The sequence below is a fragment of the Pelomonas sp. SE-A7 genome, assembly GCF_030345705.1.
GTDB lineage: Bacteria > Pseudomonadota > Gammaproteobacteria > Burkholderiales > Burkholderiaceae_C > JAUASW01.
Map to the genome: position 1 here is coordinate 3,060,139 of NZ_JAUASW010000001.1, position 25,985 is coordinate 3,086,123.

A 25,985-nucleotide genomic window follows, 5' to 3' on the forward strand; every position below is an offset into this window, starting at 1 on the left:
GGCAAACCTTCAGCGGGCCGGCACGGCGATGCGCGGTGCCAGGGCCTGGATCAGGCGCTGCGGCTCCTGGCTGCCCAGGCGCAGGCGGCGGCCGCTGCGCAGGGTCAGGCTCACGGCCTCGAAACCATGGGAGTTGTAGAGCATGCCCTGGCTGGTGAAGCGGATGCCCCAGCCTTCCAGCCAGCCGCTGCGAGCCGGCTCGGCTGCCACGATGTCGTCCAGGTCCAGGCGCCAGCGCGGCCAGCCCAGCCACCCGAAGCGCCAGCACAGGCTGTTGCCCCGCACCTCGGTCACCAGGCGACCGACCAGCAGCAACGGTACGAGCAGCAGGGCGCCGACGATCTGCACCTGGCTTGGCGCCTGCGTAGACAGCGCCACGGCCAGCAGAGCCAGCGCGGCCAGCGGCATCACCATCAGCAGGGCCCACATGGGCTGGACTTCGCGCCAGACCAGCTCGTCGCTGCGTGAGACATCGAAGCGCCGCGCCTCCGTGGCCACCGGCACGGCCGGCGGCCGGTTGCGGTAGCGGATCAGCACGATGGCGCCGGCCGCCACGCCCAGGGCCAGCCCCAGGCCGATGGCAGCGGCCAGGCCCGGCCGGGCCAGAAATTCAGTCCAAGGCATGACCTGACCCTCCCGCTCAGTTGTAGAGCGTGCCGGCGTTGACGATGGGCTGCGTGTCCTTGTCGGAGCACAGCACCACCAGCAGGTTGGACACCATGGCGGCCTTGCGCTCGTCGTCCAGCTCGACGATGTCGCGCTCGGACAGGCCCTTGAGCGCCTCCTCGACCATGCTGACCGCGCCTTGAACGATCTTCTTGCGGGCGCTGATGATGGCCTCGGCCTGCTGGCGGCGCAGCATGACCTGGGCGATCTCGGGCGCATAGGCCAGGTGGGTGATCTTGGCGTCCAGCACGGTGACGCCGGCCTCGGCAAAGCGCTCCTGCAGCTCGGCGATCAGGGTCCTGACGACCGCGTCCTGGCCGGCGCGCAGCGTGGTCTCGCTCTCGGCCAGGTCTTCGCCCTCGTCATAGGCGAACTGCACGGCCAGGTGGCGGATTGCCGCCTCGGCCTGGATGCGCACATAGGCTTCGAAGTCGTCCACGTCGAACACGGCGCGGGCCGTGTCCTCGACCCGCCAGACCACGGCCGCGGCAATCTCCACCGGGTTGCCGCGCTTGTCGTTGACCTTGAGCGTGGGGGCATTGAGGTTGCGGGCGCGCAGCGAAATCTTGCGCTTGAGCGCCAGCGGATTGGCCCAGCGCAGGCCGCCCTTGCGGTCGGTGCCGGTGTAGGCGCCGAACAGGGTCAGGATGCGCGCCTCGTTGGGCTGCTGCATGTACAGCCCGGCAAAGATCAGGGCGGTAGCGACAAAGGCCAGGACGCCAATGACTGTGAGGCCGGGTGCGCCGTCACCACGGTACAGGAACAGGCCACCGAGGAAGGCCAGGACCAGGCCCAGGGCCACCATCGAGTAGCCGTCGGCCGTTGCTGCAGCCTTTTCCCGGCGGCCGTCTTGAATCGTGCTCATCGTGATATCTCCTCTAAAAGGTGATATCACTTTAATAGCCAATCGGGCCGATTGCAAGCGACCCGGTCAAAAAAGTCTTCGCGGGCTTACTTGCAGACGAAGCTCTTGGTGTTGACTTCCTTGACGTTGCCCGAGCCGCAGGTGGCCACGGCCTGCTGGCCCATCTTGGCGAGCTGGTCGGTGTCGGACACGGTGGTGACCGGCGGTGCGAACACGCAGGCGCTGCACAGGGCGGCGGCGATCAGGGGCAGGGACAGGGTGGCGATGCGCTTGATAGTCATGATGGGGAACTCCCTCGGTTGAACAACGAAGGGGCGGACTGTAGGCGAACGCAAGCCACGCGACCCAGCCCAGATCGACGAAATGCAGATCGGCCGGATCAGACTGCAGCAGCGCCCTGATAGCCGCGCGGCACCGCTCCCAGCAGCTTGCGCGTGTACTCCTGCTGCGGAGCGTCCAGCAGGGCCTGGGCCTGATTCTGCTCAACCACGTCGCCCTGCTGCATCACCAGCACCTCGTCCGAGATGAAGCGCACCACGGCCAGGTCGTGGCTGATGAAGATGTAGCTCAGCCCGAACTCGTCCTGCAGGTCCTTGAGCAGGTTCAGCACCTGGGCCTGCACCGACACGTCCAGCGCCGACACCGCCTCGTCCAGCACCAGCACCTCGGGCTGCAGCGTCAGGCAGCGGGCGATGGCGATGCGCTGGCGCTGGCCGCCGGAGAACTCGTGCGGGTACTTGGCCAGGGCCGTGTCGTCCAGGCCCACCTTGATCAGCAGCTCGCTGGCGCGGGCCAGGCGTTCGGCATGGTTGGCGCCTATGGCGTGGATCTCCATCGGCTCGACCAGGGTCTGGGCGATGGTGAAGCGCGGGTTCAGCGAGGCGTACGGGTTCTGGAACACGACCTGGATGCGGCGGCGCATCTTCTGCCATTCGCTGCCGCCGAGCTTGAGCAGGTCGCGGCCCTCGAACAGCACCTCGCCGCCGCTGGGCTCGTGCAGCCGCAACAGCGTCAGGCCCATGGTCGTCTTGCCAGAACCCGACTCGCCCACCACGCCCAGCGTGTGGCCCTTGCGCAGCTTGAAGCTGACGTCCTTGACCGCGTGGAACTCCTTGCTGCCGAACAGGCCCTCCTTGAAGAAGAAGCTCTTGCGCAGGCCGCGGGCCTCGAGGATGACCGGCGCCTCCGGGTCCTTGGGCCTGGCGGCCATCGGCGCCACCGCGCCGCGGCCGGCCATGTGGTCGTCGATCACCGTCAGCCGCGCCGGGTTCTCCGTCAGCGAGGGTCGGCAGGCCAGCAAGGCCTTGGTGTAGCTGTCCTTGGGCGAGGCGAAGATCTCGGCCACTGGAGCCTTCTCGCGCACCTCGCCATGGCGCATCACCACCACCTGGTCCGAGACCTCGCCGACCACGCCCAGGTCATGCGAGATGAACAGCAGGCTCATCTGGTGGGTCTGCTTCAGCCGCGCCAGCAGCTCCATCACCTGGCGCTGGATGGTCACGTCCAGGGCCGTGGTGGGCTCGTCGGCGATCAGCAGCTTGGGGCTGCAGGCCAGGGCCACGGCAATCATCACGCGCTGCTGCTGGCCGCCCGACATCTCGTGCGGATAGCTCTTGAGCCGCCGCTTGGGTTCGGGAATGCCGACCTCGTTCAAGAGCTCCTCGGCCCGCGCCAGGGCCTGCCTGCGGCTCATGCCCATGTGCTTCATCAAGGGCTCGCAGATCTGCGTGGCCACGTTGAGCACCGGGTTCAGGGAGCTCATCGGATCCTGGAACACGCAGGCGATCTCGCGGCCGCGCAGCGCCTGCAGTTCGCGGGTCGAAGCCTTCAGGAGGTCACGCCCCTGGAACAACACGCTGCCGCTGCGCTCGGCATTGCTGGGCAGCAGGTTGAGGATGGACATGGCGGTCACGCTCTTGCCCGAGCCCGACTCGCCGACCAGGGCCACGGTGGCGTTCTCGGGCACGTCGAAGCTGACGCCCTTGACCGCGTGCTGGCGCTTCATCTCGCCGCCCTCGCGGCCCATCCTGAATGCGACCTTGAGGTCTTGAATTGAAAGCAGCATGTTCGTCACTCCAGGCCGCGCAACTTGGGGTCCAGCGCATCGCGCAGCGCATCGGTGAACAGCGCGAAGGCGGTGACGAACACGGCCATGAAGCCGGCCACGGCCACCAGCTGCCACCAGTAGCCCAGGATCAGCTCGCCCTGGGCTTCGGAGAGCATCGTGCCCCAGGACACCTGGTCCACGCTGACGCCCAGGCCCAGGTAGGACAGGATGACCTCGCTCTTGAGGAAGCTGACCACGTTCAGCGACAGCTGCACCAGGGCCACATGCGAGACATTGGGCAGGATGTGCTTGAACATCCGCGAGGCCTTGGACGCGCCAATCGCCTCGGCGGCACGCACGTATTCGCGGCCACGGTGCTTGATGAACTCGGCCCGCACCAGGCGGTAGGCGCCGGTCCAGCCGGTCAGGCCCAGGATCATCACCACCGAGCCTATGCCGCGCCCGAAGATCACCGCGAACGAGAAGATCAGCAGGATGTTGGGCATGGCGGTGAAGACGTTGTAGATCCACTCCATGAAGTCGCCGATGCGGCCACCGAAGAAGCCCGAGATCGAGCCCAGCACCGTGCCTATCAGCGTGGCGACGAGGGCGGCCAGCAGACCCACGACGATGGACACCTCGGCGCCCTTGATCACCTTGGCCAGCACGTCGCGGCCCAGGCGGTCGCCGCCGAAGGCCAGGGTCTCGGCCTTGACCGTGTCCGTGGTCTTGAACTTGGCGGCGCGCTCGTTCCACTCCTGGTAGCGCGGCGCGAGCGGGTCGATGTCGGCCAGGCTCACGTTAGGACCCTTGGGCACCTCGACCACGCCGGTGGCTTCCGGCGGCGCCGGACCCAGCAGCGTGGGCGGCGCATTGGCCACACCCTTTTCCTGCTGCCAGTCGTCCGCCACCCAGCCCAGGGCCGCGGCCAGCACCAGGACCAGGAAGCAGGCGACCACGCCCATGGCCAGCAGGCCCACGCGGTCGGAGCGCAGGCGCTTCCAGGCCGCGTGCCAGACGCCGCGGGCGCGCACGTTCGCGGCGCCGCTCACTTGAGCACCACCCTGGGGTCGACGGCTCGGTAGAGCAGGTCCGTCAAGAGATTCACGCTCATCGTCAGCATCGACAGATAGATGGCGAAGGCCTGGATCACCGGGTAGTCGCTGCGGTTGACCGCCAGCAGGATCTCGCGGCCCAGGCCCGGGATGGAGAAGAACACCTCGATCAGGAAGCTGCCCACCAGCACGCCGGGCACCAGCACCGTGATGTTGGTGAGGATGGGGATCAGCGCATTGCGCAGCACATGCTTGAGCAGCACGGTGCGCTCGGAGAGGCCCTTGGCCCGCGCGGTGCGCACGTAGTCGTGGCCTATCTCGTCGAGGAAGAAGCTGCGGTAGAGCCGGATCTGCGGCGCCAGCGCCACCGCCACCACGATCAGGATGGGCAGCGGTGCGTAAGTCGTCAAATTGGTCCAGGTGGAGTCGCTCCAGCCCTGGACCGGGAACCAGCCGAGCCGGAAGGCGAAGAAGTACTGGGCCAGGATCACGTAGACCAGCAGCGAGACCGACAGCGCCACCGTGGCCACCGTCATCACGGCGCGGTCCGTGAGGCTGCCGCGGCGGTAGGCCACGGCCATGGCGAACGGAATCGCCAGCAGCACCTCCAGGACCAGGATGGGCAGGGTCACGGTCAGCGTGGCCGGCAGCCGGGTCTTGAACAGATTGGCGACCGATTCGCCGGTGGCCCAGCTCTTGCCCCAGTCGAAGGTGACGATGCTGGCCAGGTAGATGCGCAGTTGCTCCCAGACCGGCTTATTCAGGCCCAGCTGCTCGCGGATGGCCTCGATCTGTTCGGCGCTCGCGTTCTGGCCGCCCAGCACCTCGGCCGGATCGTTGCCGAAGCACTTGAACAGGAAGAACACCAGCAGCACCACGCCCAGCAGGGTGGGGATCATCTGCCACAGGCGCCGTATCAGGTATGCCGCCATCGCTGCCGGACCTCCATCGCACAACAGGGCCTGCAGTCTAGTGCAGGCCCTAGACTGCGGGCTTCGCTGCTCTGCCCGAGTGAATGCCGTGCTGTTTGTGAAGCCCCGCTGGCGCCTGCCTTGCGCCGCGATCGCATTGATTGCCCTGCTGGCCGGCCTCGTGCAGACCGCGCAGGCCGACGAGCCTCGCAAGGTGCTGCGCTACGCGATCCGCGTGGCCGAGTCGGGCTTCGATCCGGTGCAGATCAACGACCTGTATTCGCGCATCGTGACCTCGGGCATGTTCGAGACACCGCTGCAGTACGACTACCTGGCCCGGCCCTACCGGCTAAAGCCCGGCACTGCCGCCGCCATGCCCGAGGTGTCCGGCGACTTCAAGACCCTGAGCTTCCGCATCAAGCCCGGCATCTACTTCTCGGACGACCCAGTGTTCCAAGGCAAGAAGCGCGAGCTGACCGCGGCCGACTACCTGTACACCATCCGCCGCCACTTCGACCCGCGCTGGAAGAGCCCCACGCTGTTTGCGCTGGAACCGGCCGGCATCCTGGGCCTGTCGGAGCTGCGCCAGGAAGCGCTCAAGAACAAGAAGCCCTTCGACTACGACAAGCCGGTCGAGGGCCTGCAGCTGCTGGACCGCTACAGCTTCCGCATCCGCACCAAGGTCGGCAATCCGCGCCTGATCTACCAGTTCGCCGACCCGCTGATGGCCGGCATGGCGCGCGAGGTGGTCGAGCATTACGGCGACAAGATCATGGAGCATCCGGTCGGCACCGGCCCCTGGGTGCTGAAGGAATGGCGGCGCAGCTCGCGCATGGTGTTCGAGAAGAACCCCAACTACCGCGAGGTGCTCTACGACGAGCAGCCACCGGCCGCCGACGCTCGCCTGGTGGAGCAGGCCGCCAGGCTCAAGGGCCGGCGAATGCCGCTGGTGGACCGGGTCGAGATCTCGGTGATCAACGAGAACCAGCCGCGCTGGCTGAGCTTCCTGGGCGGCGAGGTCGACATGATCGACGAGGTGCCCTACGAGTTCGCCAGCACGGCGATGCCGCACAACCAGCTCGCGCCCAACCTGGCCAGGCGCGGCATCCAGATGATCCGCTATGCGCGGGCCGACATCTACGTCTCCTACTTCGGCATGGAGCACCCGGTGGTCGGCGGCTACACGGCCGACAAGGTGGCGCTGCGCCGCGCGATCTCGCTGGGCGTGGACCTGGACCAGGAGATCAAGCTGGCGCGCAAGGGCCAGGCCATCCCGGGCCAGGGCATGGTCGGCCCCAACACCTTCGGCTACGACGCTTCGCTCAAGACCGAGATGAGCGAGTTCAACCGCGCCCGGGCCAAGGCCCTGCTCGACATGCACGGCTATGTGGACAAGGACGGCGACGGCTGGCGCGAGCAGCCCGACGGCAGCCCGCTCGTGCTGGAGTACGCCACCCAGCCCGACGGCCAGAGCCGCGCCCTGGTAGAGCTGTGGCAGAAGAACATGGACGCGCTGGGCCTGCGCATCAAGTTCACCATCGCCCAGTGGCCCGAGAACCAGAAGGCCTCGCGCGCCGGCAAGCTGATGATGTGGGGCCTGGGCTGGAGCGCCTCCATCCCCGACGGCGAGGACTTCCTGGGCATGGGCTACAGCAGGAACGCCGGCCAGTCCAACCATGCGCGCTTCAAGCTGCCGGCCTACGACAAGCTGTTCGAACACATCGCCGAGCTGCCCGACGGCCCCGAGCGCCAGGCCGCGATGCGCGAGGCCCAGCGCCTGCTGGTGGCCTACATGCCCTACAAGGTCCATGTGCACCGCATCTTCACCGACATGGCCCAGCCCTGGGTGCTGGGCTACAACCGCAACCTGTTCGTGCGCAACTTCTGGCAGTACGTGGACATAGATCTGAACCGCCTGCCCGGCAAGGACTCCTGAGCATGCAGCGTCGCACCCTGCTGCAGGCAGCGCTGGCGGCCTCTCTGGCGGCAGAAGCTGCAACGGCTGCCGATGCACCCAAGCTGCTGCGCTATGCCTTCCAGGTGGCCGAGACCGGCTTCGACCCGGCCCAGCTGACCGACCTGTATTCGCAGACCATCACGGCCCATATCTTCGAGGCGCCCTACGGCTACGACCCGCTGGCCGTGCCGCCGCGCATCGTGCCGCTGACCGCCGAGGCCCTGCCCGAGGTCTCGGCCGACTTCCGCACCTTTCGCCTGAAGCTCAAGCCCGGCATCTTGTTCGCCGACGACCCGGCCTTCGGCGGCAAGCCGCGCGAGCTGGTGGCGACCGACTATGTCTACAGCTGGAAGCGCATGGCCGATCCGGCGGTCAAGAGTCCCAACTGGGCGGCGGTGGAGGAGCTGGGCATCGTCGGCCTGCGCGAGCTGCGCACCGAGTCCCAGCAGCTGAAGCAGCCCTTCAACTACGACCGGCCCATCGAGGGCCTGCGCGCGGTCGACCGCTACACGCTCGAGATCCGCCTGGCCCAGCCGCGGCCGCGCCTGGTGCAGGCACTGGCCCAGAGCGACCGCATGGGCGCGCTGGCCCGCGAGGTGGTCGAGGCCCAGGGCGCCGACCTGATGGCGCACCCGGTGGGCACCGGTCCGTTCCGCCTGGCACGCTGGCGGCGCAGCTCGCTGATCGTGCTGGAACGCAACCCGACCTACCGCGAGCGCTTCTACGAAAGCCAGCCGGCGGCCGACGACAAGGAAGGCCTGGCCATCGCCGCCCGGCTGAACGGCCGCCGCATCCCCATGGTGGATCGCGTTGAGATTTCCATCATCGAGGAGTCGCAGCCGCGCTGGCTCAGCTTCCTCAACGGCGAGCAGGACCTGGTGGACCGGGTGCCGCCGGAGTTCGTCCACATCGCGCTGCCGCATGGCAAGGTCGCGCCCAACCTGGCGCGCCGCGGCATCCAGCTGACCCGCACGCTGGCGGCCGACACGGTGTTCACCTTCTTCAATCTGCAGGACCCCGTCGTCGGCGGCTACGCGCCCGAGAAGGTGGCGCTGCGCCGCGCCATCTCGCTGAGCTGGGACGTGGAGCGCGAGATCCGGCTGCAGCGCCGCGGCCAGGCGATTCCGGCCCAGTCGCTCCTGATGCCGCACACCAGCGGCTACGACCCGCATTTCAAGAGCGAGATCGCCGACCACGATGTGGCCCGCGCCAATGCCCTGCTCGATACCTACGGCTACCTGGACCGCGACGGCGACGGCTGGCGCGAGCTGCCGGACGGCCGGCCGCTGGTGATCGAGTTCGCCACCGAGCCCGACTCGCTGCGCCGCTCCTACGACGAGCTGTGGAAGCGCAGCTTCGCCAGCCTGCGCCTGCAGGTGCGCTTCAACGTGGCCAAGTGGCCCGAGAACCTCAAGGCCGCGCGGGCCGGCAAGATCGCCATGTGGTTCCTGTCCGATACCTCGACCCAGGCCGATGGCGCCTATGGCATCCAGCGGCTGTACAGCCGCCAGATCGGCGCCCGCAACATGTCACGCTTCCAGCTGCCCGAGTTCGACCGGATCTACGAGCAGCTGCAGGTGCTGCCCGACGGCCCCGAGCGCGAGGCCCTGTTCCTGCAGGTCAAGCGCTTGCAGGCGGCCTACATGCCGCTCAAGAGCCATGTGCACCGCATCATCCCGGACCTGCAGCAGCCCTGGATCTACGGCTACCGGCGGCCGCTGTTCCGCTACGAGTTCTGGCACTTCCTGGACGTGCTGCCGCATTAGCCCTCACTGGCACTCCGGCCCCTCGGGCGCCGGGTCCGGCGCGCCATAGCGGGCGTGCACCAGGCGCCGCCCCTCGGCCGCCGGCGTCAGCAGCAACAGGTGGCTGAACGAGGTCTCGCAAATCGTCCTGAGCTCCGGCCCGCCCAAGGCCTTGACCAAGGGCGCCAGCGTATTGCTGTGGCCAACGATCAGCACGGCGCCGTCCAGCTTGTTCACCGCCGCCGCCACTTCCTGCAGATGCTCGGCCAGGCCGCCCGGCTTGATGGTCAGCACGGCGGGCTGCAGGCCGCGAGCGGACAGCAGTGGCGCAGCGGTCTGCTGGGTGCGGCGGTAGTGCGTGGTCAGTACGTGATCGATGCCGGCGTGCTTCAGTGCCTCGGCCAGGGCCTGGGCTCGCGCCTGGCCGATGGCGGAGATGGCGGGGTCCTTGCTGCCGTCCTCGGCCCGCTCGGCATGGCGGGCCAGCACGATCAGCGAAGGCGCGGCAACGGCCGGCAGGCTCAGGCTCAGCGCCAGCAGGGCGCCCAGGTAAATCCTCATGCGTCGGTCCTCTCAGCGGATGCGGCAGCCAGTATGCTCGGTTCACTGGGGGTGGCCATGCGGTGCTTGTGCGCATTGCTGATCTTGCTCTTCTTGGGCCTGCGGCCTGTGCAGGCGGCCGAGCTGCGCATTGCCTTCGCCCTTTCGGTCGCGCCCTTCGCCGATCCGCGCGACGGCACCGGCCTCGAGATCGACATCATCCGCGCCGCCCTGCAGGCCGCCGGCCACACCATACGCCCGGCCTTCATGCCCTCGGCCCGCAAGATGGTGGCGCTGCGCAGCGGCGAGGTCGAGGCCGCGGCCACGCTGTCGCCGCAGGATGCGCCCGATGCCTGCCTGTCCGAGGTCTACATCCACTACCAGGACTATGCGATCACGGCCAAGGGCCGCTACCCCAAGGGCATCAAGCTGGCCGACCTGGCCCTGCTGCGCGTGGTGGCCTACCAGCTGGCCTCGCACCACCTGGGGCCGGAGTACGCGGCCGCGGTCAAGGCCAATCCGCGCTACCAGGAGCAGGCCGACCAGCTCTCGCAGCTGCGCATGCTGTTCGGCGGCCAGGCCGACGTGATCGTGGCCGAGCGCCACATCTACGAATACCAGCTCAAGCGACTGGCGGCCAGCCGCTTCACTGAGCAGCCCTTCGCGGTGGACTACGTACCGCTGTTCAAGCCGGTGGCCTACCGGGTCGCCTTCAAGAACCAGGCCTTGTGCGAGCAGTTCAACGCCGGCCTGGCCCGCATCCGCCGCGAGGGCGTGCTGGACCGGATCACGGCGGCCTACCTGCCGGTGATCAAGCTGCCGCCCTCAGGAGACAAGCCATGAGACTGGCCAGCAATGGCTTGCAGTTCGAACTGCTGGACGAGGGGCCGAGTGACGGCCGCCCGCTGCTGATGATCATGGGCCTGGGCATGCAGCTGACCGCCTGGCCCGAAGGCCTGGTCAGGCAGCTGCACCAGCGCGGCTTTCGCACGCTGCGCTTCGACAATCGCGACATTGGCCTTTCGAGCTTCCTGGACGAGCAGGGCCTGCCCAATCTGGGCCTGACGGCAATGCTGTACGCGATGCACCTGCCCACGCCGCATCCCCCGTACTCGGTGCAGGACATGGCACTGGATGCGCTGGGCCTGCTGGACGCGCTGGGCCTGAAGACGGACGTCCATGTGCTGGGCGTGTCCATGGGTGGCATGATCGCCCAGCGCCTGGCCCTGCTGGCGCCGGAGCGGCTGCGCAGTCTCAGCCTGATGATGACCAGCAGCGGCTCGCGCCGCCTGCCCGGCCCGACGATGCGGGTGCGCAGCGCGTTGATGAAGCGGCCGGCCAATCCGCAGGACCTGGACAGCGTGACCGAGCACATGCTGGGCATCTACCGCCTGATAGGCAGCCCCGGCTTCGCGCCCGACGAGGTCGAGCTGCGCGAGCGCGTTTCGGCCCATGTGAGGCGCAGCTACCACCCGCGCGGCGTGGCCCGCCAGCTGGCGGCCGTGGTGGCCGATGTAGAAAGGGCCAAGCTGCTGGGCCAGATCCGCACGCCCACCCACATCACCCATGGCCGGGCCGATCCGCTGGTGCCGGTGGCCGCCGCGCCCGACCTGCAGCGCCGCATCCCGGGCGCTTCGCTGGACCTGATAGACGGCCTGGGCCACGACCTGCCGGCCGCGCTGTGGCCGCATTTCGTGGCCGGCATCGCCGAGGTGGCGGAGCGGCGCTAGAGCAAGCCCAGCGCGCGGGCGCGGGTCACCGCATGCTTGCGCGAGCCGGCATCGAGCTTGGCGTAGACCTTCTTCAGGTGCCACTTGACCGTCTCGTCGCCTATGGCCATGGCCGTGGCGATTTCCTTGTTCGCATAGTTCAGCGCCAGCAGCTTGAGCACCTCGTGCTCCTTGGGCGTCAGGCGCAGCGCGGCATGGCCGTCGGCCTCGTCCGGCAGCGGCGCGGCGAAAGCCGGCCGCCACAGGCCGGCGGCATCGCTGACCGGCGCGCCGCGGACCGGCGTGGCGATGGGCCGGGTCTCCAGCAGCTCGACCGCCCGGCGCGCGTGGCCATAGGCCTCCTGCCAGTCGCCGGCCGCGGCACAGTCCTCGGCCAGCAGGCGGAACAGATGCGGCTGCGGCTTCCAGCCCGGCAGGCGGCGACCTTCTTCCAGCGTTGCCCGCGCGTAGTGCAGGGCCGCGGTAGCGGCCGTCATGCCGGCCGGCGCGGGCAGGTCGGGGTGGCGCCGGTGGATCTCGGCCAGCGCCTCGTAGACATCGACCTGCAGCGCGCTGAAACCATGGATCGCGCTGAGCTGCTCGCATTCGGCGATGGCCGCCAGGGCGGCCTCCGGCTGCGCCGCAGCCGCCAGTGCGCGGGCCTGGTTGATCAGGCACAGGGCCAGGTTGTCGGTCGAACTGGCCTCGCGATACATGCGGATGGCCTCGGCCACATGGGCCACGGCCTCGATACCGCGTCCCAGCAGCAGCAGCGAGCGGGCCAGCTCGCCGCAGGCGTTGGCGCGGTTGATGCCGCCCGGCGTGGCGGCCAGCGAACGCAGGGCCGCGCCGGCCATGGCATGCGCCTCGTCGGGCCGGCCCAGCTCATTGAACAGGGCCGCCAAGCGGGTCTGGCTGGCGCCCAGCAGGGCGGGCCAGCCGGTCTGCTGGGCCACGCCTTCGGCCAGGTCGAAGCAGGCCACGGCATCATCGATCTCGCCCAGGCTTTGCAGCGCCGTGCCGGCATTCATCACGCAGACCACGGCCAGCCGCAGCAGGCCCACGCGCTGGGCCTGTTCGCTGGCATGCAGGAACAGCGAGGCCGATTCGGCCAGCTCGCGACGCGACAGCCGCAGGGCGCGGGCCGCGCTCCACAGCGCATCGCAGGCCGGATCGGCCACCAGGGTTTCGCTCAAGGCCAGCTCGGGCTGGGCAAAGGAGCGCTCGTAGGCCTCCCAGGCCTGGGCCTGGGCCTGACGGTCCAGCAGGCGCGCTTCGCCGTAGACGGCGGCCGCCCGGCCGTACGCTTCCAGCTCACGCTCGCGCTGGCCGCGCGCCTTGGCCACGGCGGCCTCGGCCAGCAGCGCGTCGCCGCTGGCCATGGGATCCGGCCATTCGGCCAGCTGGCGGCGTGCCTGGGCCAGGCGGTCCTCGGCCTCGTCGAACTGGCTGTACATCGCCGCGATCTCGGAGCGGATCAGGGCCAGGCGTATCAGCACCCGCTGAGCTGCCGCACCGGTCTCGTCGCCCAGCGCCTGACGGGCCTGGTCGGCCAGGGTCAGGGCCCTTCGGCTGTCGCGCTGGCGCAGGGCCCAGGCCAGGGCAGTGAGGGCCGCGGCCCCACCGGCGACGGCCTCGGTTTCCAGCAGAGCCAGGTCGGCTTGGGGCGGATACAGCAGCATGGCCAAGATTCTAGAAAGCCACCAGGGCTAAGATGCCGCGCCGAAACCCTAGCCCTGTGCCGCATGAACATCGCCTGGAGCCTATTCACCCCCTGGAGCGCCCTGCTCGGCGGCGCGCTGATCGGCCTGGCGGCCGCGCTCTACTTGTTGGGCAACGGCCGCATCGCGGGCATTGCCGGCATCGTCGGCGGCGCCTTGCAGCAGCTGCGCAGCGGGGGCCGCATCAAGCCTGACGCGGTGCGCCTGCTCTTCATCGCCGGATTGCTGATCGCGCCCTGGGCCTGGCAGCTGTTCGCGCCGCTGCCGGTGGCCCGCGTCGACGTGGGCCCGCTCGGCCTGGTGATTGCAGGCCTGCTGGTGGGCTTCGGCGTGCGCCTGGGCAATGGCTGCACCAGCGGCCACGGGGTCTGCGGCCTGAGCCGGCTGTCGCCGCGCTCGCTGGCCAATGTGCTGGCCTTCATGGGTGCCGGCTTCGTCACCGTCTACGTGCTGCGGCACCTGCTTTGAGCGAACTGGGACTCGCGATGAAACGTCTGGTCTTCGCCTTCTTCAGCGGCCTGGTCTTCGGCCTCGGCCTGCTTGCCAGTGGCATGAGCAACCCGGCCAAGGTGCTGGGCTTCCTGGACCTGGCAGGCGCCTGGGATCCCAGCCTGGCCCTGGTCATGGCCGGCGCCATCGCCGTCGGCCTGGTCGCCTTTGCCCTGGCCAAGGGTCGTCGCAAGTCCTGGAGCGGCGAGGCCATGCTGCTGCCCACTTCCACGCAGATCGACGCCCGGCTGCTGATCGGCGGCCTGCTGTTCGGCACAGGCTGGGGCATCGCCGGCTTCTGCCCGGGACCGGCCCTGGTGGCCCTGGGTGCGGGCTTCGGCCCGGCCCTGATCTTCGTGCCGGCCCTGCTGGCCGGCATGCTGCTGCACGACCTGTGGCTGGGTGACCGCGCCTAGGCCGCCCCGCGTTCTGGAGACTACATCCATGCTGATCTTCCGCCAGCTGTTCGATACCGCATCCTCGACCTACACCTACCTGCTCGGCGACAGTGCCAGCGGCGAGGCCCTGCTGATCGATCCGGTGTTCGAGCATGAGCGCCGCGACCTGGCCTTGTTGAACGAGCTGGGACTGAGCCTGGTCGCCACGCTGGACACCCATGTGCACGCCGACCACGTGACCGGCGCCTGGCTGCTCAAGCAGCACGCGGGCAGCCAGATCCTGCTGGCCGAGGCCTCGGGTGCCAGCGGCGCCGACCGGATGCTGCGCCATGGCGAGCGGGTCTCGTTCGGCAAGCGCTGGCTGGAGGTGCGCGCCACGCCCGGCCACACCAGCGGCTGCCTCAGCTATGTGCTGGACGACCAGAGCATGGCCTTCACCGGCGACGCGCTGCTGATACGCGGCTGCGGCCGCACCGATTTCCAGCAGGGCAGCCCGGCGATGCTGTACCGCTCGGTCCATGAGCAGTTGCTGTCGCTGCCGGCCCATTGCCTGCTGTACCCGGGCCACGACTACCGCGGCCTGACGGTCACCAGCGTGGCCGAGGAGCGCCGCTACAACCCGCGCCTGGGCGGCGACGTCAACGAGGGCGACTTCAGCGGCTACATGAACCACCTGGGCCTGCCCCATCCCAAGCTGATGGACTTGGCCGTGCCCGCCAACCTGCGCTGCGGCCAACCGGCCGACGGCACGGCCCGTGGCGCCGATGCCGAGTCCGACTGGGCACCGCTGACCCTGGCCTTCAGCGGCATCTGGGAAATCCAGGCCGGCGTGCTGGCTGAGCGCCTGGCCGACGGCACGGCGCCGCAGCAGATCCAGCTGGTCGACGTGCGCGAGCCGCAGGAGTTCAGCGACGCCCTGGGCCATATCCCGGGCGCCAAGCTGCTGCCGCTGAACCAGCTGACCCAGCGCCTGGACGAGCTGGACCGCGAGCGGCCGGTGGTAGCGGTGTGCCGCTCGGGTGCCCGCTCGGCCCAGGCCACGGTGCTGCTGCGCAAGGCCGGCCTGGCGCGCGTGGCCAACCTGGCCGGCGGCATGCTGCGCTGGCGCGCCGAGCAGCTGCCGGTCGAGGACGGCCAGGAATAGAAACTCAGTCCACTCAGCTCAGGCGCGCACGCGCCCCAGCTTGAGCAGGCGGGCCGTGATGGCGCCGCGGCTGCGCTGGTGCGCCTGCATCAGCTCGGCCATGCTAAGGCCCTGGTCGAACTCGCTGCCGAGGCGCTGCTCCTCGTCGCTGCTCCAGGGCAGGCCGGCCTTGGCCGGCGCCGGCCGGGCGCGCGCCAGGCTTTGCACCTGGGCATGCAAGGCCTGGGCGGCCAGCACCATGGCCCGCAAGACCTGCGGCTGGTTGAGCAGATGATGGTCCGGCAGCATCTCGCCGGTCTCCGGGTCCACGCCATCGGCCAGCTGGGCAATCAGCTGGCGCGCCTGTTCTGGGCTCATGGTGCTCCTCCTGTCCCTCGTCCACGGATGGCCTCGATCGGGCCTGGGCGATGAGGCTAACGTTTACAAGAAGCGCCCACGTCCTGCTTGTTGTGGAGATTCAAGCCGGCGACGGCCGGCAGGCCACCACGTCGACCTCGACGAACCAGGCCGGATCGACCAGGGCGGCGACGAAGACCGCGGTCGAGGCCGGACGGTGCGAGCCCAGGTGCTTGAGCCGCGCCGCGCGCACCGCGTCGCCATCCTGGCCGGCCACCATGTAGGTGGTCAGCTTGACGATGTCGGTCGGCCGCAGCCCCTGCGAAGCCAGCAGGGTAACGATGTTGGCGAACACCTGGTCCGCCTGCTCGGCAATGCCGGGCGGCGTGCTGCCGTCGGGCCGCACACCCAGCTGGCCCGACAGGTAGACCAGCTCGCCGCCGGCCGGCACGCGGACCACATGGCTGTAGAGCCCCAGCGGCGGATGGACGCCGTCGGGGTTGACGAAGCAGAGCGAAGAAGGAGGACGAGGCGGAGCAGAAGTCATGGCGGGCCCGTGGCTGCAACTGCGTGCTTATAGCCGGGCCCTGCCGGCGGCGCAGCAACCCGGTGAAGGCCAGGGACTTAGGCCGAAGGCGGCGGCCGTCGGAACACCGCGCAGGCACCGTCGCTGGAGTCCAGCATCTGGCATTCGAGATGGAACTCCCGGGCCCAGCGCTGCCGCAGGTTGTCGGCCCGGGGCTCGTCGGCATCATCGAGCAGGACCTCGTCGCAGCCTATGCCCAGCCGGGCCAGCGTGGGCAGCAGGCCATAGCGCCACTGCAACTGGGCAGCCCCCCATTCGGGATGCACCGCAGGTCCGTCGCACAGGGCAAGGCCGAACTGGCGCGGCAAGCGCTCTCCCAGCGCCTCGGCGTCGTACCAGACGAAGCCACCGTGGTCCTTGAGCGGCGCCAGGACGATCTCCACGTTGCCGATGGCGCAGGCCTGCAGCCGACCCTGCACGAAGCGCGCCCAGCCGGCATCCTGCTCCAGGCTCCAGACGTTCTGGCCACGGGCCTCGGCGACCAGGGCCACGACCAGCGTGGTCAGGCCGCTGCCGCATTCGAGCACCGGGCCCTGGCTCAGCTCGGCCCGGCTGATCACCTCGGCGACATAGGTCTCGTCGGCCGAATAGGCCTCGTTGCCCCAGGCATGGCGCAAGCGGCGGATGGCCTCGGTGTCGGGCCTGAAGCCTCTGCGGACCGCGTGCACATACTGTGCGATCCGGTGGGCGGCGAGCCGGTCTTGGGCCGGCTGCAACAGGCCCTGGCGCACCAGGCGCTTGGCCAATTTGAGAGGGCTCGACAGGGGTGGCGTCATGGCTGGGCTCCGCGGTGGCGACCTGCTGCCGCCGATTATGGGCAACCCGCGTGACGCATGGATGATCAAGCCGGGCGACGTCCTCGACATCAGCGACGCCCGGGGCCCGCCACTCAGGGAAAGTGTTCCGCCGCGGGAGGCGGCACGACCCAGCGGTGCATGCGCGATTCGTAGACGGAGACGGACGGCGTCGGAAAGCCCGGATCGGCAAACGCGCCTATCGGCACCGCCAGGAACTCCGGCATGGCCTCGATCTCGTAATAGACCGTGTCCCCACAGGTCGGGCAGAAGTGGAAGCGGGCCCGGCCGCCTTCGTCGCCCACACGCACATAGCTCGTCGAGATTCCCGTCAGCGACACCTGCGCCCGCGGATAACGGGCCTGGGCTGCGAACACGCTGCCCGAGCGGCGCTGGCAGGCCAGGCAATGGCAGATGGAGATACGCACGGGATCGCCGTGGACCTGGGCCCTGAGCTGGCCGCAGGTGCAGGAGGCTAGGCGGGACGACATGGCGGACTTCTCCTGGTGGGTAGATCAGCGAAGCCCGAGCTTAGCCCGCAGCAGCCACCCTGCTCAGGACCGCGGATCGTCCCCGAAGACGCGCAGCTCCTGCTCGCAGCGGCAAGCCTTGGCAATGCGCGCCGCCCACACCAGCGCTTGCTCGCGCGAGGGCAGCTCCAGCACGGTGAAGCCGCCGTTCAGCGGCGGTGCCCAGGGGTAGCCGCCTTCGGCGAACGCGCCGTCGGCCGAGACCAGCAGGGGAGGCACCGCTTCGTCGATGCCACCGGCAAAGAGATAAACGCCCGCGGCTTTCGCCTCATCGATCACCGCATGCGCAGCGCGACCCACCGCTTCCATCTCTTCCGCAGGCACGACCATCGCGGCGCTGGGAAAGGAAATCAGGTACTTGGCCATGCTGCGTCTCCCTGGCGGGTCGGTGGAGGGCTTGGACGATCGGGGGCCCGGGGCGACCGAAAGACGCGGGCGCTCACACGTCGAGCCTGAAGCCGAGGTCGACTTCAGAGGCCGGCTTGCCGCCGACGCCCCAGTTGTCGAGCGAGGGCTCATGCAGGATCACCGTGATGTCCGACGACGCGATGCCCAGCTCGTCGAAGCGCCGGGCAATCTCGGCGTACAGCTTTCTCTTGGCATCCAGCGAGCGCCCGGGAAATATCTGGATCTCGACCAGGGTGTAGTTCTCCGTCTTGCTCGGAGGCACCGGGAAATGCTCAGGCTTGTGCTCGACAAACCGAATCTGCTTGTCGTCCTCAGGCACCTTCAGCGCCAGCAACTGGGCCTGGTACACGGCGTCGATCAGCGCAGCAACTTCGGTCGATGAGCGGGGGCGACAGACTTCGATCTTGGCAATTGGCATGGGTGTCGATTCTGCACGCGACGCGCAGGAGCTGCCCGAACCGTGAGTAGGCAAACAGCGCCCCGATGAAGACGGCAGCCCCCTCGGCCCGCAGCAACAGCCTTACCTGCCCAGTCGTTGCGCCCTGCATTTGATCCTCGATGAAATCGGTCAGACACGTCGCTCAGCACCCGATGCCGCCATGACAGGCCAGCTTGGCCACGAGTGCACCGCCGGAGGCTCTCGACGAAAGAAAGAGACAAGCGCCACCACGGTTGTAGCCGCTGTACGCCACCAGAAGATCCAGCTTTCCATCTCCATCCAGGTCACCCGCCCAGAGGAGCCTGGCGGATGCCGAGAAATCTGAGGCCTGGTCTTCACTGACGACAAGGTCCTCAAGCTTGCTGCGCTTCGCCCCGTTCACCAGAAAAATATCGCCTCGCGAGACAACAAGCTGATATTGCTCGCCCTTGAATGGGATGCCCAAGGCGTAGGACGGGGAAATTTCCCTTGGCTTGCCAAGGAAGCGCATATTGGGTGTGTCGATCTTCCCGGCACGAAGCGCCGGCGATCGAACCAGGGCCAACGCCTCCGGATGCCTGGACCCGATTCGAAGGCCCGTTGTCTGGCCTTGCGCGTCCAGCACCGCGTCGTAAATCTGCTCCGCAGAAACCACGGTAGGGACGAGATGCCATAGGCCATCGACGACCACGAGCGCGAGCCAGCCGAGCCCCGGCCGTCTTGGCGCCTCATCGCCGTGGTAGTCCCCCGGTACAAGCACACTCCATTGCTCATTGCCGGCCACGGCATGTGCCGAACCGGCAAGTGACAACACGGAAGCGATGATGAATTTGCGCATTCAGGCGATCTCGAATTTCGGGTGCAAATGCGGCCGCCGCGCGTCTTGCGATGGCTTGCAGGCGCTTGTCGGATCGAGCGACTGGTTAGACCGCACCTTAGGCCTACAAGCGGTGCCCATACCAAACCAGTAGCGGGATGATGCACAAGCCCAGCAGACCGAAAAGCAGAAAGTTCCCCGTGCCTGGATTGAAGTCGGGCCAAATCTTGGCCCAGGCCTTTCGCATCAGCCACCTTCCAATAACGATATCGAAGCCGGCCATGAACACCGCAAGACCAACGCCCAACATAAGGTGGGCACCTTGCGACTGAAGGCCAATGCTTGGCACCAACAGCCAGCAGATAGCGAAGGCGAGAACGGTGCCGGTAAGTGCACTCAGCCTTACTGCGCGTTCCTTGCCGATACGCGGAATGACCAGCGTCGTTCTTGCAATTCCATGCAGCGTCTCGGCCCCTGCGAGAACGACACAGAGGGCGGCAATACGAATTAGAGCGTCCGAAATCATGGCGAGCTTGTGTTCTGCGGTCTAAGCTTGAAGCTTAGCCGCGAGCGACGGCACGCCGACGCGAGTCGGCTCGAGTGACTGGTTAGGCTGCAGGTCGTGGAATTTGATAGACATTGCGGTCCTCCCCGTCTGGAAACGCTTGCCGTCCTATCTTCATTCCGCCAAGGCGCGATATCAGCGCAATTGCTGCGTTGTTCGTGTCGGCACAGTAGGTATTTACCGCCGCCCATCCCAACTCGCCATATGCGTGCTCAACAGCAGCGCGCGAAGCCTCAAGCGCGTACCCCTGCCCGCGGGCTTCGGGAAGGAGCCACCAAGTAAGCTCTCGTGGCCAATCGCGCCCTTGCCAAAATCCGCAAACGCCGATGATCGCCGCATCCGAGCGGCGACGAAGCGCCCAGACTCCGAAACCTTGAAGGTGCCAGGAGCCTAGGTCATATGTAAGGCGAGACCAAACTGCATGAGGCGACAAGGGGCCGCCATATGCAGCGGATGCGTCAGGGTCGGTGTAGAAGCGCAAATACGCTGAATCACAAGTCACATCCGGCGGAACTAGGTCGAGCCGTGGCGTTTGTAGAGTCGAAATGATCATGGCGCTTCGGATTGTTGCCTAACGTTGGCCATAACCGGCCCGCGGAAGCCGCCGCAGCCGGTTGCAGCGGGCCCGCTTGATGGACGGGTTAGGCATCACTCGCAGTACCGTCTGATGGGGCAGTCTGTTCATTGGAATCGCGCGTCCGGCGGAGCCAGGTGCCAACGACCTTGCTCATACCCACACGCTCTTCGGAGTAGCCAAGCTTGTCATAGAAGCTGACAGCATGCTCTGTGAAGAGCGCGACGTGATGACCCTCAAGACGCTGCTCAAGAAAGGTCATCATTCGCTTGGCCAGTCCTTGCCGCCGGAACGCGCTTTTCGTCCAGACATCGACAACGAAGGCGTTGCAAACTCCGTCCGCAAGAGCGCGCGCGGTACCAATTACTCTTCCGTCCAGCAGGGCAAAGACCCGAACGTTTGTTGCGGCGAACGAGTCTCGCAGCTCGGCCGGTGTGCGGCCGTTGTCGAAGTTGTCTTCGGCCACTGCGCGCTTCAATTCAGCCCAGTTGATCACGGCCAATTCATCGGACAGAACAACATGGGGAGGCAGAGTTTCTGGCATGTGAGGCCTAACGTTGAAGTTGAGCCGAGAGCGGCGGCCTGCCGACGCGAGTCGGCTCGAGCGAATGGTTATGGAGCCGGATAGTCATCAACACAAACCTCTCTTGGCTTCGGGCCGCCTGCATGCTGGGAAATGCACCCGGCCGGTTCTGATGGCAAGAGCTCCGGCTCCGCGGCAGGGCATTCTCCGCCACTGGAGCTTTGCAACTTTCCGGCCGCGTATTTGCATTGAAGCTTTGCGTCGAAGAGCCCAACAACTCGTCCCTTACGGACCTGAATGCGCGAGGCCACCCATCCGGCAGGTGACTGCACCCATAGCGTCTGGCATCCGCTAAAGCTAGCGGGAATACTAGAAATCCTCGGATGGACCTTCATCAGCTTCCCGTGCGCAGCCAGCTCTCCCGCTTCAGGCGGTGGATCCTGGACCCGGCATGACGCATCACTTAGAGAATCGGCGTCAGACGCGCAACTGGTCGCAGCACCCACAAGCATCACCAGCACAAGGCCTCGGAAGTAGAACGATGCTGGCATTGGCTGCCTAACGTTTGAGCTCACGGTTTAACAACGTGCTCGGAGCCGTTCTCGTTCCGAAGCCTGAGGACACTTGCGTTCTCCTTCGACTCCAGAATCACGTATGTGTCCCTCGTACCGGTCGGCCCGGCAAAGCTCAGGCCAGCTGCCTGCTCTGACGCGGCGATCTTCACCGAGGGACGACCGCGTTCGGTGATGAGGCGAAGCAGAACTGTTTCGGGGAATGCGACACCGTTGGGTGTGACTCCGGCGGGCTGCACGTTCAGGCTGGCGCGCAAGCGTCCTTGATCGTCTACGAGTTCTAGAGCGCGACCGCGAAGGACGTTCGAGGTGCTCTGGGCGTGGGCGACGCCGAGGTTCTGAGCCAGCAAAACCAGCATGAGAACGGCATTCGCTGCGGTGAGCGCAAGAAGCAAACGTGCGTCTCTCATGGCTTCATCTCCGAGGGCTGACCTAAATTGAGGCAATGAATCAAGTTGCCGCGGCGTTGGTACTCGTGACGCCTAACGTTTGACATAAGGGGCGGCCCGCTTGCGGGACGTCCCCTTGACGGAGGGGTTATGCGTCACGGCCGACAAGCACATGGTTTTCATGGCGCCCCTCGCCGAGGACGAAGTACGAGGTACCGACCTTGGAATAGCCCTGACGATCATAGAAAGCGATAGCCCTATCGTTTCTGGCATTGACCGTCAGCCACAACTTGGACTCCGACTGCTCGTGTGCCTTGGCCTCGGCCGCCTGAAGGAGCGCCCTCCCAACACCGTGGCCGATGTGATGCTCCTGAACATAGAGCGTTTTCAGCTCGACGGCCGAACTCGCTTCCGCCGGGCACTGTGCGCCGAACTTGACCGCGGCAAAGCCAATGAGATCTTGGCCGCGCTCGGCCACGAAGAAGTAGGTAGATGGCTCGCTGAGCGACTGCGAGTACTTCGCCGGAGTGAGCTCGGAAAGAATGTACTGGGCGGTCAGGTCACTGATGCCATCGGTGGCGTACGTGTGCAGCCAGACCTGAGTGGCCAAGACTGCGAGACGGTTGGCATCCGCTGCTCGACCGATCCGAATTTGGTAGCTATGACGCATAACGTTGAAGCTGAGCCGCGAGCGGCGGCTTGCCGACGCGAGTCGGCTCGAGCGACTGGTTAGGCACCATGGGCTTTCGCGAAGGTATCAGCCGCAGCTACGAAGCCCCCTTGTTCAGACTGAATGAAGCTAAAGAACTCACCGTCGAGTTCATTGAGAGATTCATGCCTCAACATCTCCAGCTGTTCCTCCCGTGCTGCTCGGTCAGAAGGGTACGCTGACCCAAACAGCGAAACGGCCTGGCGGACGACGCTAGCCACGTTCTGCATTCCAAGCGCCTCGAAGCCAGCCACAGCTTCCAAAGCGAGCACTCCCGTGCTGTTTCCGAAGAACTGACCAAACCCACCGTTACAGACCTCAGACTGACACCAATGGGCAGCGAACAAGGCTTGTGCGACACGATCCAACTTCTCAAAGTCCTCCGAGAAGCGCTCCGCCCCGTCATAAATGGAAACCTCATCCCAGATCGGATAGAGGATGGCCCAATAGGCTTCGCCTGGTTTCATGGTGCCTAACGTTGAAGCTGAGCCGCGAGCGGCGGCTTGCCGACGCGAGTCGGCTCGAGCGACTGGTTAGGCCGCTCTTTGCACAGATTCTCTGCCAACCCGGCCCGCGCTTTGTGCTTCATCTAGCGGCGTGCCCATGAAGCAGCGGCGGCACCTTTGCCTCCAGCAAGCGAATCAGGAAGGGATCCATGTATTCGTATTCATCCGGAATGCCGAGAACCACAACCCGCTTGCCATCAAGATAGCGCTTGAACTTCTTTGCGATCTTGTTCCGATGAGCCTTCTCCATCACAAAGATGATGTCGGCCCAAGCAATGAGTTCGGGATCAAGCGGAACATTCGCCGACTCGTGCACCCCAGCTGACTCGCACTCGATGCCTTCGTATTGCGAGAAAACCTGCTCCGCCGTCGGACTGCGAAGACGATTCTGCGAGCAAACAAACAATGCACGGACCATGTGTGCGGCCTAACGTTGAAGCTGAGCCGCGAGCGGCGGCTTGCCGACGCGAGTCGGCTCGAGCGACTGGTTAGGCATGTGCGGTTGCATACATCAGCCCAACTTCGCATTGAGCGAAATGATGCGCTCGATTTCGGACGTTGGCACTTCCAAGATTGCGCTCTCAAGCATGGCTAGCGAATACGTAGAGCTGAAATGAAACGAGTTCATCGAAACGTCGCTTGCTTCAGCGAGGCGAACGTATAGGCATTCAAGGCCGCGCTCGGTAAAGAAGTCGTCAAAGTAGTCGAACAGCTCTGCATCAGCGATCGAGACGATCGTCTCATTGCCGGCCGCAGTCACCGAAACGTATGAAGTGCAGATCATGACTCTTCACATGCCTAACGTTGAAGCTGAGCCGCGAGCGGCGGCTTGCCGACGCGAGTCGGCTCGAGCGACTGGTTAGACGCCATCTCCGCTACTCGACCTTAGACAGTTTGAAGGAGCCACGATCGACGCTACCCGCAACACCAAGAGTGAAATAGCGGCCGTGTACTGGCTGAACTGCCAGGCCACCTTCAAGGAGTGCGTACCCGTCGCAGAATTCAACGTTGCCGATGGTCAATGTCCCCTCTTCAATTCCGTAGGCGAGTGGATCGGTGACCGGATAGAACGTGCTCTCCGTAGTGGACATCGCTTCAATCTTCAATTTTCGCCACTTCAGGTCTTCTCGCGTCTTCGGATTGACGAGGGCCAGGCACGACTGGGCCTGGTCGCGAGTAAACCGAACGGTGAACGTCGTCACGACTTCTCGCTTGGCATTCAGGATTTCAAGTCTCCACCGCCCGGAGAGATCCTGAGCATGGGATGGCATCGAAATGCCAAGAGCAAGTGCGGCGAAAAGCATTCCTCTGCGCATGGCGGTGCTGGCGTCTAACGTCTGAGTTCACCGGCGGCCGTAGGCCGTCCGGTGGAACGATTGGTTAGGTCTCGATTCCGCTGCCACGCAGGACGTACCTCGAAACCCAGACCGACTGAACTGCGGCGCCCGATTCTGAACCACCCAGCCCACGACTCGAAGATCGCGGTCGACCATCCGGCCTTCCTCGCGCACAAGCAGCGCCCTGCAACTCTGCGCAGGCTGGCTTTGCGCCAGGCCACCGAGCAGCCTCTCGCAGACCACTCGACAAACCGACTGCCAGGCGCAGCACTGCGGCGCGAAGCGCCTGCAACGAACTGACTGTTCTGCCTCGCCACAACAACGCGCCTGCGACTAGCGAAGGACTGACTTCGAAGCCTCCAAGCCTCGGCTGCTCCCGCGCTCGCACACTCGTCGTTCTCGCCGCATGGCAATGCAGCACTTTGACTTCGTGGGCAAGCGATCAGCTGCATTTCCGGAGACCTAACGTCTGAGTTCACCGGCGGCCGTAGGCCGTCCGGTGGAACGATTGGTTAGGTCTCGATTCCGCTGCCACGCAGGACGTACCTCGAAACCCAGACCGACTGAACTGCGGCGCCCGATTCTGAACCACCCAGCCCACGACTCGAAGATCGCGGTCGACCATCCGGCCTTCCTCGCGCACAAGCAGCGCCCTGCAACTCTGCGCAGGCTGGCTTTGCGCCAGGCCACCGAGCAGCCTCTCGCAGACCACTCGACAAACCGACTGCCAGGCGCAGCACTGCGGCGCGAAGCGCCTGCAACGAACTGACTGTTCTGCCTCGCCACAACAACGCGCCTGCGACTAGCGAAGGACTGACTTCGAAGCCTCCAAGCCTCGGCTGCTCCCGCGCTCGCACACTCGTCGTTCTCGCCGCATGGCAATGCAGCACTTTGACTTCGTGGGCAAACGATCAGCTGCATTTCCCGAGACCTAACGTTGAAGCTGAGCCGCGAGCGGCGGCGGCACGCCGACGCGAGTCGGCTCGAGCGACTGGTTAGGCCACAGCTTGCAGTGCACTGACATGCTTCAGCTCCCGGGCTTTGCCATGACCATGACCGGCATACCAGGCGGAGGCAGTTCGTCTTCGACCGACCGCCACTTTGTGGCACCTTCCTCAACCCAGGTCTTTGGCCTCCTTCGCTCCAGCGCTACCCATTCAGGGCGGTGGTAGAGGCGTAGTGCGAGACATACAACCGCGTTGGTGAAACGGAATCTCGGGTCTTGAACTGGGTAGCCCGAGCCTACTGGTACGTCGGACTTGAGCGTAGAGCACAAGCCTTGAATTCGGGGGCTTGAAAAGGACATGCCATGCTTCTGGTGAGCGAATTCGTTCCGCACCTTGCGAATGATCCCAATCTCTGTGTATTCAAACTCGTCGATGAGACCCAGTGCGAAACAAGCTTCGACTCTTGACGAGAAGCTGCTCAGTGGCGCACTGCCGTCATCAAGAAGCTTCGCGGCACTTGGCACTTCGCAAAAGAACGACCGCAGTGTCTCGGTAAGACGATCATCGATCAGTGCGGCAGCAACCAAAGGGAGTCCGCGGTCGGTCTCGCGCCTTAGCTCATCGACGAACTTCGCCAGGTCTTCTGCGGTGGATAGGAGCATGCTATTTCTGTGGCCTAACGTTGAAGCTGAGCCGCGAGCGGCGGCTTGCCGACGCGAGTCGGCTC

General features: G+C 66.2%; 32 protein-coding genes. 7 read left to right on the forward strand and 25 right to left on the reverse strand.

The window, feature by feature from the left end:
• Window positions 1–9: 9 nt before the first annotated feature.
• The 6 genes from QT382_RS13840 to QT382_RS13865 form a co-directional block, all read right to left on the reverse strand.
• Entirely contained in the window at window positions 10–624 is a 615-nt protein-coding gene (locus QT382_RS13840; protein ID WP_289254614.1) for a hypothetical protein, read from the reverse strand.
• A 16-nt stretch (window positions 625–640) separates the two neighbouring features.
• Complete coding sequence (locus QT382_RS13845) at window positions 641–1,531, reverse strand: SPFH domain-containing protein (protein WP_289254615.1); 891 nt, start codon at window positions 1,529–1,531, stop codon at window positions 641–643.
• Between the two features lie 86 nt (window positions 1,532–1,617).
• On the reverse strand, window positions 1,618–1,812 hold the full coding sequence (locus QT382_RS13850) for a hypothetical protein (RefSeq protein ID WP_289254616.1): 195 nt from the start codon (window positions 1,810–1,812) through the stop codon (window positions 1,618–1,620).
• A gap of 98 nt (window positions 1,813–1,910) precedes the next feature.
• The gene (locus QT382_RS13855) at window positions 1,911–3,596 is read right to left on the reverse strand and encodes an ABC transporter ATP-binding protein (RefSeq protein ID WP_289254617.1); all 1,686 of its coding nucleotides are present in this window, start codon (window positions 3,594–3,596) and stop codon (window positions 1,911–1,913) included.
• A 5-nt stretch (window positions 3,597–3,601) separates the two neighbouring features.
• A complete protein-coding gene (locus QT382_RS13860; RefSeq protein WP_289254618.1) occupies window positions 3,602–4,630 on the reverse strand; it encodes an ABC transporter permease in 1,029 nt (342 codons plus the stop codon).
• On the reverse strand, window positions 4,627–5,565 hold the full coding sequence (locus QT382_RS13865; RefSeq protein ID WP_289254619.1) for an ABC transporter permease: 939 nt from the start codon (window positions 5,563–5,565) through the stop codon (window positions 4,627–4,629). The genes QT382_RS13860 and QT382_RS13865 overlap by 4 nt, the downstream gene beginning before the upstream one ends.
• Window positions 5,566–5,653: 88 nt before the next feature.
• On the opposite strand from QT382_RS13865, the gene QT382_RS13870 reads away from it, so the two are divergent.
• Window positions 5,654–7,480 (forward strand): ABC transporter substrate-binding protein, encoded by a 1,827-nt coding sequence (locus tag QT382_RS13870; protein WP_289254620.1) that lies wholly within the window; start codon window positions 5,654–5,656, stop codon window positions 7,478–7,480.
• Between the two features lie 2 nt (window positions 7,481–7,482).
• Window positions 7,483–9,267, forward strand: a complete 1,785-nt coding sequence (locus tag QT382_RS13875) for an ABC transporter substrate-binding protein (protein ID WP_289254621.1) — start codon at window positions 7,483–7,485, stop codon at window positions 9,265–9,267.
• Between the two features lie 3 nt (window positions 9,268–9,270).
• On the opposite strand, the gene QT382_RS13880 is transcribed toward QT382_RS13875, so the two are convergent.
• The gene (locus QT382_RS13880) at window positions 9,271–9,807 is read right to left on the reverse strand and encodes a histidine phosphatase family protein (RefSeq protein WP_289254622.1); all 537 of its coding nucleotides are present in this window, start codon (window positions 9,805–9,807) and stop codon (window positions 9,271–9,273) included.
• A gap of 84 nt (window positions 9,808–9,891) precedes the next feature.
• On the opposite strand from QT382_RS13880, the gene QT382_RS13885 reads away from it, so the two are divergent.
• Together QT382_RS13885 and QT382_RS13890 are read left to right on the forward strand one after the other, a co-directional pair.
• On the forward strand, window positions 9,892–10,629 hold the full coding sequence (locus tag QT382_RS13885) for a substrate-binding periplasmic protein (protein ID WP_289254623.1): 738 nt from the start codon (window positions 9,892–9,894) through the stop codon (window positions 10,627–10,629).
• Window positions 10,626–11,516: an alpha/beta fold hydrolase gene (locus tag QT382_RS13890; RefSeq protein ID WP_289254624.1), complete on the forward strand. Its 891-nt coding sequence runs from the start codon at window positions 10,626–10,628 to the stop codon at window positions 11,514–11,516. Before QT382_RS13885 ends, QT382_RS13890 begins: the two co-directional genes overlap by 4 nt.
• On the opposite strand, the gene QT382_RS13895 is transcribed toward QT382_RS13890, so the two are convergent.
• Window positions 11,513–13,177: a helix-turn-helix domain-containing protein gene (locus QT382_RS13895; protein WP_289254625.1), complete on the reverse strand. Its 1,665-nt coding sequence runs from the start codon at window positions 13,175–13,177 to the stop codon at window positions 11,513–11,515. The two genes, QT382_RS13890 and QT382_RS13895, sit on opposite strands and share 4 nt — an antisense overlap.
• A gap of 63 nt (window positions 13,178–13,240) precedes the next feature.
• On the opposite strand from QT382_RS13895, the gene QT382_RS13900 reads away from it, so the two are divergent.
• From QT382_RS13900 to QT382_RS13910, 3 genes are read left to right on the forward strand one after another with little or no spacing between them, the layout of a single operon-like run.
• Window positions 13,241–13,684: a YeeE/YedE family protein gene (locus tag QT382_RS13900; RefSeq protein WP_289254626.1), complete on the forward strand. Its 444-nt coding sequence runs from the start codon at window positions 13,241–13,243 to the stop codon at window positions 13,682–13,684.
• A 17-nt stretch (window positions 13,685–13,701) separates the two neighbouring features.
• A complete protein-coding gene (locus QT382_RS13905) occupies window positions 13,702–14,121 on the forward strand; it encodes a DUF6691 family protein (RefSeq protein WP_289254627.1) in 420 nt (139 codons plus the stop codon).
• A 31-nt stretch (window positions 14,122–14,152) separates the two neighbouring features.
• Window positions 14,153–15,247, forward strand: a complete 1,095-nt coding sequence (locus QT382_RS13910; protein WP_289254733.1) for a rhodanese-like domain-containing protein — start codon at window positions 14,153–14,155, stop codon at window positions 15,245–15,247.
• A gap of 18 nt (window positions 15,248–15,265) precedes the next feature.
• Here the strand turns inward: QT382_RS13910 and QT382_RS13915 are convergent, their stop codons facing one another.
• The 17 genes from QT382_RS13915 to QT382_RS13995 all read right to left on the reverse strand — a co-directional run bounded on the left by QT382_RS13915 (window position 15,266) and on the right by QT382_RS13995 (window position 25,920).
• On the reverse strand, window positions 15,266–15,604 hold the full coding sequence (locus QT382_RS13915; protein WP_289254628.1) for a hypothetical protein: 339 nt from the start codon (window positions 15,602–15,604) through the stop codon (window positions 15,266–15,268).
• Between the two features lie 100 nt (window positions 15,605–15,704).
• Window positions 15,705–16,130 (reverse strand): RidA family protein, encoded by a 426-nt coding sequence (locus QT382_RS13920; protein ID WP_289254629.1) that lies wholly within the window; start codon window positions 16,128–16,130, stop codon window positions 15,705–15,707.
• A 77-nt stretch (window positions 16,131–16,207) separates the two neighbouring features.
• Window positions 16,208–16,945 carry a hypothetical protein gene (locus tag QT382_RS13925; RefSeq protein ID WP_289254630.1) on the reverse strand — a complete coding sequence of 246 codons (738 nt, stop codon included), beginning with the start codon at window positions 16,943–16,945 and terminating at the stop codon, window positions 16,208–16,210.
• Window positions 16,946–17,058: 113 nt separating this feature from the next.
• Complete coding sequence (locus tag QT382_RS13930) at window positions 17,059–17,454, reverse strand: GFA family protein (RefSeq protein ID WP_289254631.1); 396 nt, start codon at window positions 17,452–17,454, stop codon at window positions 17,059–17,061.
• Window positions 17,455–17,517: 63 nt separating this feature from the next.
• A complete protein-coding gene (locus QT382_RS13935; protein WP_289254632.1) occupies window positions 17,518–17,859 on the reverse strand; it encodes a YciI family protein in 342 nt (113 codons plus the stop codon).
• A gap of 73 nt (window positions 17,860–17,932) precedes the next feature.
• Window positions 17,933–18,319, reverse strand: a complete 387-nt coding sequence (locus QT382_RS13940) for a tautomerase family protein (RefSeq protein ID WP_289254633.1) — start codon at window positions 18,317–18,319, stop codon at window positions 17,933–17,935.
• Between the two features lie 163 nt (window positions 18,320–18,482).
• Window positions 18,483–19,157 carry an FG-GAP repeat protein gene (locus QT382_RS13945; protein ID WP_289254634.1) on the reverse strand — a complete coding sequence of 225 codons (675 nt, stop codon included), beginning with the start codon at window positions 19,155–19,157 and terminating at the stop codon, window positions 18,483–18,485.
• A gap of 103 nt (window positions 19,158–19,260) precedes the next feature.
• Window positions 19,261–19,662: a hypothetical protein gene (locus QT382_RS13950; RefSeq protein WP_289254635.1), complete on the reverse strand. Its 402-nt coding sequence runs from the start codon at window positions 19,660–19,662 to the stop codon at window positions 19,261–19,263.
• Between the two features lie 82 nt (window positions 19,663–19,744).
• Complete coding sequence (locus QT382_RS13955) at window positions 19,745–20,254, reverse strand: GNAT family N-acetyltransferase (RefSeq protein ID WP_289254636.1); 510 nt, start codon at window positions 20,252–20,254, stop codon at window positions 19,745–19,747.
• A gap of 88 nt (window positions 20,255–20,342) precedes the next feature.
• Entirely contained in the window at window positions 20,343–20,819 is a 477-nt protein-coding gene (locus QT382_RS13960; RefSeq protein WP_289254637.1) for a GNAT family N-acetyltransferase, read from the reverse strand.
• A 550-nt stretch (window positions 20,820–21,369) separates the two neighbouring features.
• Entirely contained in the window at window positions 21,370–21,780 is a 411-nt protein-coding gene (locus tag QT382_RS13965) for a hypothetical protein (protein ID WP_289254638.1), read from the reverse strand.
• 127 nt (window positions 21,781–21,907) lie between these two features.
• Window positions 21,908–22,429 carry a GNAT family N-acetyltransferase gene (locus QT382_RS13970; RefSeq protein WP_289254639.1) on the reverse strand — a complete coding sequence of 174 codons (522 nt, stop codon included), beginning with the start codon at window positions 22,427–22,429 and terminating at the stop codon, window positions 21,908–21,910.
• 59 nt (window positions 22,430–22,488) lie between these two features.
• Entirely contained in the window at window positions 22,489–22,935 is a 447-nt protein-coding gene (locus tag QT382_RS13975) for a DMP19 family protein (RefSeq protein WP_289254640.1), read from the reverse strand.
• 118 nt (window positions 22,936–23,053) lie between these two features.
• On the reverse strand, window positions 23,054–23,392 hold the full coding sequence (locus tag QT382_RS13980) for a low molecular weight protein tyrosine phosphatase family protein (RefSeq protein WP_289254641.1): 339 nt from the start codon (window positions 23,390–23,392) through the stop codon (window positions 23,054–23,056).
• Between the two features lie 93 nt (window positions 23,393–23,485).
• A complete protein-coding gene (locus tag QT382_RS13985; protein ID WP_289254642.1) occupies window positions 23,486–23,758 on the reverse strand; it encodes a hypothetical protein in 273 nt (90 codons plus the stop codon).
• A 91-nt stretch (window positions 23,759–23,849) separates the two neighbouring features.
• On the reverse strand, window positions 23,850–24,278 hold the full coding sequence (locus tag QT382_RS13990; protein ID WP_289254643.1) for a hypothetical protein: 429 nt from the start codon (window positions 24,276–24,278) through the stop codon (window positions 23,850–23,852).
• A gap of 1,060 nt (window positions 24,279–25,338) precedes the next feature.
• Window positions 25,339–25,920, reverse strand: coding sequence for an MltR family transcriptional regulator (locus tag QT382_RS13995; protein ID WP_289254644.1), 582 nt, complete (start codon window positions 25,918–25,920; stop codon window positions 25,339–25,341).
• Window positions 25,921–25,985 lie beyond the last annotated feature (65 nt).